The 2,173-nt window shown below is 39.9% G+C and carries 3 protein-coding genes; 1 reads left to right on the top strand and 2 read right to left on the bottom strand.

The window, feature by feature from the left end:
* Positions 1-104: 104 nt before the first annotated feature.
* On the top strand, positions 105-353 hold the full coding sequence (locus Aba26S_RS20725) for a hypothetical protein (protein WP_042893682.1): 249 nt from the start codon (positions 105-107) through the stop codon (positions 351-353).
* Between the two features lie 134 nt (positions 354-487).
* On the opposite strand, the gene Aba26S_RS20720 is transcribed toward Aba26S_RS20725, so the two are convergent.
* Together Aba26S_RS20720 and umuD are read right to left on the bottom strand one after the other, a co-directional pair.
* Complete coding sequence (locus Aba26S_RS20720; protein WP_043041780.1) at positions 488-1,777, bottom strand: Y-family DNA polymerase; 1,290 nt, start codon at positions 1,775-1,777, stop codon at positions 488-490.
* The coding region (umuD, locus tag Aba26S_RS20715; protein WP_043975038.1) for a translesion error-prone DNA polymerase V autoproteolytic subunit at positions 1,774-2,173 on the bottom strand (400 nt) is incomplete at its 5' end. The genes umuD and Aba26S_RS20720, both read right to left, overlap by 4 nt.

Genomic DNA, 2,173 nt, shown 5'->3' with positions numbered 1-2,173 from the left:
CGCCGATCGCACGATCTGACGTTCAAAACAGTTTCCAGGATCTTTTCAATTGATTTGAGGCTTATATGAATATGCATACGACTCAAAAGAGTGAGAGAGACAAAATGACAAAACGCTGTTCTGTTGATGTGAAGTCACCCTGGTTCTTCATAGAGAACCAAATCCCAAACAAAGATGGCACGGCGTTTATTGTGTGGGATGAATTCTTAGACCATGAAATTAAACCTATCCGCTGGAGCGATAAGATCCGTGACTATGCTTCAGGTGAAGTCGAATGGAGTGGAAGCTTCTTATTTTGGCGATATGATGATGGTACACCAGCTGAATCACCAAGAAGCTATCAGCAATCTTAATTTCTTATATTTCCGAGGGTGTAGCCAATTGATTTTGAGATTTGATCAATCTCTTTAAGGCAAAGGTTTGATTCCTTGAATGCCAGTTCGAGTCTGACCATCCCCGTCATTGCCAACAAATTCCCTCAAATGAATCAATTGAAAACAATCATACCAGCCTCACTAAAATAGTTACGGCTTTGACGTTCTGACTTAGGTTCCCAATCTCTATTTTTCAGATTACATGATCCAGCAGCAATTTTAGCCTTGCCAAACTTACTTTGAATGTTTTGAAACGCCGTCATTAACGCTTGCTCTTTTTCAAGCTGCTCTACGTCAGTTAGTAGGCCGATCGTGCGATGTTCTTCTTTTATCAATTCACACAACATCACGCCACATTTCTTAAACTCTATCCCCTCTTTGTACAATTTATCAATCAGTGATGTGGCAGCTTTAACCAGTTGCATCAAATTGTTTGTAGGTTGGGTAAACGTGTATGTTAACGACTTGCTGTAATACGGTTTTGACTGGTCAAATGGGTTGGATTGCAAGAAAACAATCAGAGATCCGCATAGCTGGTGTTCAGCAACAAGCCGATTGAATGCATTATGGGTATATTTGCTGATGGCTTCTTGAAGAATTGAGAGCTCAGTAATTTTCTGGCCGAAAGATTTGCTCGAGACAATCTGTTGTTTCGCCTTAGGTGAACTTTCAAATTCAAAGCATGGCTGGCCAAGCAATTCTAAAATCGTACTTTGCATATTCACATTGAAGAGTTCACGCATTCGATTCGGGTTGGATGTTGCAAGATCCAGCACACTTAAAATCCCCATGTCATTAAGCTTTTTAGCGTACTTTCGCCCTACACCCCATATTTCATCAACTGGCATGCTTTGATAGTAGCTTTCGACATCTACCAGGCTCATTGTCACTAAATTACAGATTCCATTTAATTCTGGATTCTTTTTGGCAAGGTTGTTGGCCATTTTACTTTCAGTCAGTGTTCTACCAACACCCACGCACGTTGTTAAGCCAATAAACTTATATACTTGATGCCGAATCTCCCGTGCCATTTCAGTAGCATCAAAGTTTTTAGTAAATTGAGTAAATTCTATAAAGCCTTCATCAATGCTGTAAATGCTGTAACAGCTTGGATCTACAAAACCAGATAATATTCCATGAAAACGGCGTGACATTTCGCCATACAGCGCAAAATTGCTCGATAGCACATGAACGTTATGTTTATTGATGATGTCTTGGACCTTAAAGAGTGGCGCACCCATCGGGATTTTTAAGAGTTTAGCTTCAGCGCTTCTCGCGATGATTGTTCCATCATTAGAGCTTAAGACAACGCATGGTTTACCCTTTAACTTAGGGTTCCAAAATGCTTCCATCGAACAATATGCCGAATTTATATCAACATGAATAAATACCCGGTTTGTCATTTTCGTGCGTCTTTAATGATGTAAGTCACTACGCCCCACACAATCAATTCCTGTTCAGGTTTTAGAAAAATATGTGAGTGCTCTTGGTTTTCTGCTTTAAGCCAAACTGGAGGGATAGATTTTGCATCTGGACCAAAAATTTCATTAATTTCACCAGCTGACATTTGCTTGGTGATCATCAACCGCTTAACGGTAAAGTCTGTTTCTAGCTGAGCAACAATAATATCTAGATGCTTGGCGTCTAAGCTTCTATCGATTATGAGCTTATCGTTAATATCTATACCAGCATTTAGCATGGAACGAGAGCCTACTTTACCAATAAACGTAGAGTACTCATTGGTGATCAGCATTTCGTTGAGATCGACCGACTTTTCAATAAAATCTTGTGCTGGTGAA

Source organism: Acinetobacter sp. NBRC 110496, from assembly GCF_000876115.1.
Lineage (GTDB): Bacteria > Pseudomonadota > Gammaproteobacteria > Pseudomonadales > Moraxellaceae > Acinetobacter.
The sequence above is the reverse complement of the archived record's forward strand: the minus strand, read 5'-3'. Positions and strand labels throughout refer to the sequence as shown.